6 protein-coding genes are annotated in these 5,155 nt (G+C 58.3%); 5 read left to right on the forward strand and 1 reads right to left on the reverse strand.

Annotated elements, in window-relative coordinates:
* Positions 1-651: universal stress protein (locus tag VIL80_RS08630; protein WP_332035710.1), on the forward strand; the 651-nt coding region annotated here is incomplete at its 5' end.
* A 110-nt stretch (positions 652-761) separates the two neighbouring features.
* Here VIL80_RS08630 and VIL80_RS08635 read toward each other — a convergent pair.
* Positions 762-1,175, reverse strand: coding sequence for an acyl-CoA thioesterase (locus VIL80_RS08635; RefSeq protein ID WP_318954989.1), 414 nt, complete (start codon positions 1,173-1,175; stop codon positions 762-764).
* A gap of 449 nt (positions 1,176-1,624) precedes the next feature.
* On the opposite strand from VIL80_RS08635, the gene fabV reads away from it, so the two are divergent.
* The 4 genes from fabV to VIL80_RS08655 all read left to right on the forward strand — a co-directional run.
* A complete protein-coding gene (fabV, locus tag VIL80_RS08640; protein WP_332035711.1) occupies positions 1,625-2,803 on the forward strand; it encodes an enoyl-ACP reductase FabV in 1,179 nt (392 codons plus the stop codon).
* A gap of 121 nt (positions 2,804-2,924) precedes the next feature.
* The gene (locus VIL80_RS08645) at positions 2,925-3,968 is read left to right on the forward strand and encodes an NADP(H)-dependent aldo-keto reductase (RefSeq protein ID WP_332035712.1); all 1,044 of its coding nucleotides are present in this window, start codon (positions 2,925-2,927) and stop codon (positions 3,966-3,968) included.
* Positions 3,969-4,109: 141 nt separating this feature from the next.
* Complete coding sequence (locus VIL80_RS08650; RefSeq protein ID WP_318954986.1) at positions 4,110-4,340, forward strand: DUF2789 domain-containing protein; 231 nt, start codon at positions 4,110-4,112, stop codon at positions 4,338-4,340.
* Positions 4,341-4,524: 184 nt separating this feature from the next.
* A partial coding sequence (locus VIL80_RS08655) for an LpxL/LpxP family acyltransferase (protein WP_332035713.1) occupies positions 4,525-5,155 on the forward strand: 631 nt, incomplete at its 3' end.

A 5,155-nucleotide genomic window follows, 5' to 3' on the forward strand; every position in this document is an offset into this window, starting at 1 on the left:
CTGGCCAACCTGGAGCAGCAGCGTTCGAAGCTGTTGTTGGAACAGGGCCGGCAGATGCTTGAGAGGGCCAAAGAGCGGGCGGCGGATGCCGGGGCGGAGCGGGTGTTGACGTGTCAGCGCCACGGTTCCCTGGTGGAGTCGCTGGTGGAACTGGAGGATCATATCCGGGTTCTGGTGCTGGGAATTCGCGGTGAGGAACACGAACAGCAAAACCGGGGCTTGGGCGCACAGCTGGAGTCGATTGTGCGCTCGCTACACAAACCGATTCTGGTGGTGAACCGGGAGTTCAAGGCGCCGCGCTCGATCATGCTCGCCTACGATGGCAGTGAAGCTGCGCGCAAGGCGCTGGATATGGTGGCGAGTAGCCCGGTGTTTAAGGGCATTGAGTGTCACCTGGTACACGTTGGTGAGGGTGCTCAGTCGGTGCTGATGGAAGGGGCGGAAGCGTTGAGTCACGGTGGTATTTCGGTAATCAGTGCAAACCTGCAGGGTAAAACCGTGGATGCACTGATTGCCTATCAGCAGCAGCACGACATCGACCTGACGGTAATGGGGGCGTTCAGCCACAGTAAGTTGCGGGATCTGTTGCTGGGTAGTGTGACGGCGAAGATGTTACTGGGGACCAAGCAGCCGTTGTTATTGCTGCGCTGATTGGAAGTTGCTTGGCTTATTGATTGGAAGTTGCTTGGCTGATTGAAAGTTGCTTGCGATTTTCTGAAAGCCCGGAGCCGGGTGCTCCGGGCCAATGAAATTAGAAAAAATTAACTGGCAAGTTTGTTTTCTGCGATGGCTGAATTTGCAGCCTGCTCCACGGTCATGCCCGCTTTCTTGTGAGGGGTGGGCTTTCCTTCCGCATCCAGGGCCACAAACACGATACGATCCACCCGCACAATCAGGTCCCGGGTCTGCTTGTTGCGCATTTCGCAGTGCACCGTCAGCGATGTACGGCCGATATCCACTACCTCAAACCCGAATTCCACAATGTCCCCGCACACTGCGGAACTGACAAAATCAATTTCCGACATCATCTTGGTCACGATGTTTGCGGTACCCATCTGGCATCCCGCGAAAATGGCCGCCTCCTCATCTATCCACGCCAGTGCCTGGCCGCCGAACAGACGTTGGGCCGGATTCAGGTCGCCGGGTTTTACGAAATGACGTGAGTAGTACTTCATGAGTGATACCTCGCTGGTTACCCCTTGGTTGGGACTGAAAATTGCCGTATTCCATAACGGCCCCAACCCTTGAAGTGCATTAAGCGTGCCAAGGAAATGTGAATATTCTGAGGTATAGCGGTAACTGAGGATTGGAAGAAAAAGGTCCATTTACCCGGTGCCATACCGCCGCTGGGCATAATTGAGGGCGACCGTCGAGCTGGTCACAGTCATAGGTGTGCAAATTATGTGCGGTGCGCACTTAATGGGGGCAGCCACTACTGCATGAGCTTGGCTAAACTGGCCGCAATACCAGATATTCTGGCCGCGAAATTCCTGTATCGTGACCTGCCACTCTGGGAGTTGCCTTCAAACGCCATTAGAATGTGCGCCTTTATGGCCGGTCAGTCGGCCATCTGGATTTTCTAGATTAACTAGATCGAAGAATCACCCAACGGAGAGAGCCCGGCATGATCATCCAGCCGAAAGTTCGCGGATTCATCTGTACCAACGCCCACCCGCAGGGCTGCGCTGCCAACGTGCGCGAGCAGATCGAATACATCAAATCCCAGCCCGCCATCGAAAACGGCCCGAAGAATGTCCTCGTGGTAGGCGCCTCCACCGGTTACGGTCTCGCTTCCCGTATCACTGCCGCTTTCGGCTGTGGTGCCAACACCCTTGGTGTATTTTTCGAAAAGCCGCCGACGGACAAGCGCACCGCGTCTGCCGGTTACTACAATTCCGCCGCCTTCGAAGAAGAGGCCCACAAAGCCGGCCTGTATGCCAAAAGCATCAACGGCGACGCCTTCTCTGACGAAATCAAAGCCCAGGCCATCGACTTCATCAAAAAAGACCTCGGCAAAATTGACCTGGTGATCTACAGCCTCGCGTCTCCGCGTCGTACCGACCCCAAAACCGGTGAACTGTACAGCTCTGTGCTGAAGCCCATCGGCAAGTCTTACACCGCGAAAAACCTCAACACCGACAAGCTGGAAATTTCCGACATCAGTGTTGATCCGGCGAACGAAGAAGAGATCGCGGCCACCGTCAAAGTGATGGGCGGCGAAGACTGGGAACTGTGGATGCAGGCGCTGAGTGACGCCGGTGTACTGGCGGACGACTGCAAAACCGTTGCCTACACCTACATCGGCGAAAAACTTACCTGGCCGATCTACGGTCACGCCACTATCGGCAAGGCCAAGGAAGACCTGGACCGCGCCGCCAAGGCCATCAGCGACAGCGGCAGTGCGAGCGCCAATGTTGCCGTGCTGAAAGCCCTGGTCACCCAGTCCAGCTCTGCAATTCCGGTAATGCCGCTGTACATTTCTCTCGTCTACAAAGTGATGAAGGAAGAGGGCACCCACGAGGGCTGCATCGAACAGCTGTACCGCCTCTACACCGAAGGCCTGTACACCGATGCCCCGCGTCTCGACGACGTCAATCGCTTCCGCATGGATGACAAGGAACTGCGCGCGGAAACCCAGGCCAAGATTGAAAAGCTGTGGCCGGAGGTGACCGAGGAAAACCTGTTTGAGCTGACCGATTACAAGGGTTATGCGGACGATTTCCTCAAGCTGTTCGGCTTTGGTGTAAAGGGTATCGATTACGACGCCGACATCAGCCCGCTGGTGGAAGCGGATTTTAATTAAGGCCGCTGCACGTTGTTAACTAAAGTGGCAACGTGAAAATACGGTCGAAACGAAACGCCGGGTATTTGCCCGGCGTTTCCGTTTTATACTTGTGAACTTTTGATTCCGCAGGAGACGTTTCATGGAAACCCGCAAGCTCGGAAAAACCGATCTCCAGGTGAGTAAGATCTGCCTCGGCACCATGACCTTTGGTGAACAGAATTCGGAAGCGGAAGCGTTCGAGCAGCTGGATTACGCCGTTGCCCACGGGGTGAATTTCATCGACTGCGCAGAAATGTATCCGGTGCCGCCAAAGCCCGAAACTTACGGTCGCACCGAGGAAATCATTGGCAACTGGCTGGAAAAACGCGGCAACCGGGAAGCACTGGTACTCGCCACCAAGGTGACCGGGCGCGGCGACGGCAATCCCGGTGTAAGCCACATTCGCGGTGGCCCTCGCCTCGATCGCGCGCAGATCCTGAAGGCCTGCGACGACTCTCTCGCGCGCCTCAAAACCGACTACATTGATCTGTATCAGGTGCACTGGCCAGAGCGGCAGTCCAACTTTTTCGGCAAGCTGGGTTACCAGCATGGCGAAGACGACGGTGTGGATATCAGTGAAACCCTGAGCGCGCTGCAGGAACTGGTGGCGGCGGGCAAGGTGCGCCATATCGGCCTGTCCAACGAGACCCCGTGGGGGATGCATCGTTACCTGCGTCTCGCCGCCCACGGCAGCAAGCCACGGGTTGCCTCAATCCAGAACCCCTACAGCCTGCTAAACCGCAGCTTCGAGGTGGGGCTGGCGGAAATGGCGATTCGCGAACAGTGTGGTCTGCTCGCCTATTCCCCTCTGGCCTTCGGCACCCTGAGCGGCAAATACCTGAATGGCGCCAGACCCGCGGGCGCGCGCCTGACCCTGTTCGAGCGCTTCCAGCGTTATACCGGCGAGCGCGCGGTTGCCGCCACCGAGCAGTATGTGAAGCTGGCAGCGGAGTTTGGCCTCGACCCGGCACAGATGGCGCTGGCCTTTGTCACCCAGCAACCGTTTGTGACGTCCAACATCATCGGCGCCACCACCATGGAGCAGCTCAGGTCCAACATCGCCAGCAGCGCGCTGCAGTTGAGCGAAGATCAACTCGAGGCCATCGAGGCGATCCACCGCCAGAACCCCAATCCGGCACCCTGACTGGACGGCATAGCTTCAGCCCACAATCTGCATCTGCCCGCGCGAGACCCTACTGCCGCTGTCTATACTGCAAGGTAGTGTTTCGCGCCGAGCCGGGTCGACCCTTCGGTGCAACTGGCCATCGGAACAAGGGGAGTTTTCATGCAGACCGGTCATCACACCCTCAACGACCTATTTGCCCAGTTGGGGCTCAGCTCCGACGACAACGCCATCGAGGACTTTCTCGCCCGTCATCACCTGGTGGGCGAAGAGACCCTGGCCCGGGCCCAGTTCTGGAGCGAGAGCCAGCGCAAGTTCCTGCGCGATGCGATCCTGGAAGATTCGGACTGGTGCGAGGTGGTTGATGAGCTGGACGCACTGCTGCGGCACTGAGCCCGGGTAACACTGCGGAAACCCGGGCGGCTGTTCAGCCCGCAGAACAGATCCTGTTCCCAAGACTGGGCGGTTACCGGTAGGGAGTACCCTCGGATCGGCGTCCACGGCTATAATGCGCCGTTTTCCTCCGGGGGCTGTGGCCACCTGGTGCTAACTCCCCGACGTCTGCTGTCCGCAATTTATGGAAAAACCCCGTTTTCGTGCCGCTCTGCTGCACCCGCGCTACTGGCTGACCTGGCTGCTGTTTGGCCTTTGGTTCCTGGTGGCACAACTGCCCTACAACTGGCAGATGGCCCTCGGCCGTGCCCTTGGCCGGCTGATGCTGCGCTTTGCCAGCACTCGACGGCATATCGCCGAGCGCAATCTGGCGCTGTGCTTCCCCGAGCTCTCAGCCCTCAAACGTGAGCAGTTGCTGCGGCGCAACTTCGCCTCCAACGGTATCGCACTGATGGAAACCGGCATGGCCTGGTTCCGCTCCAGCCGCTGGCTGCGCCGGCGCTTCACCATTGAAGGATTGGAGTACCTGCAGGAGCCCCACAGCCGCGGTCAGGGTGTGGTGATGATGGCGATGCATTTCACCACGCTGGAAATCGGTGCCGCCTTCATGGCCATGAGCCATCCGGTGGACGGTATGTACCGGCCGCACAAAAACCCGGTTTACGACTATATGCAGCGCAAGGGACGCGAGCGCCACGGGGAGGACTCCGAGGTGTACCAGCGCAAGGACGTGCGCGGCATGTTGCGGGCGCTGCAGAAGGGGCGTGCGGTGTGGTACGCACCGGATCAGGATTACGGCATCAAGCAGGGCGTGT

It is taken from the genome of Microbulbifer sp. (assembly GCF_036563125.1).
GTDB lineage: Bacteria > Pseudomonadota > Gammaproteobacteria > Pseudomonadales > Cellvibrionaceae > Microbulbifer.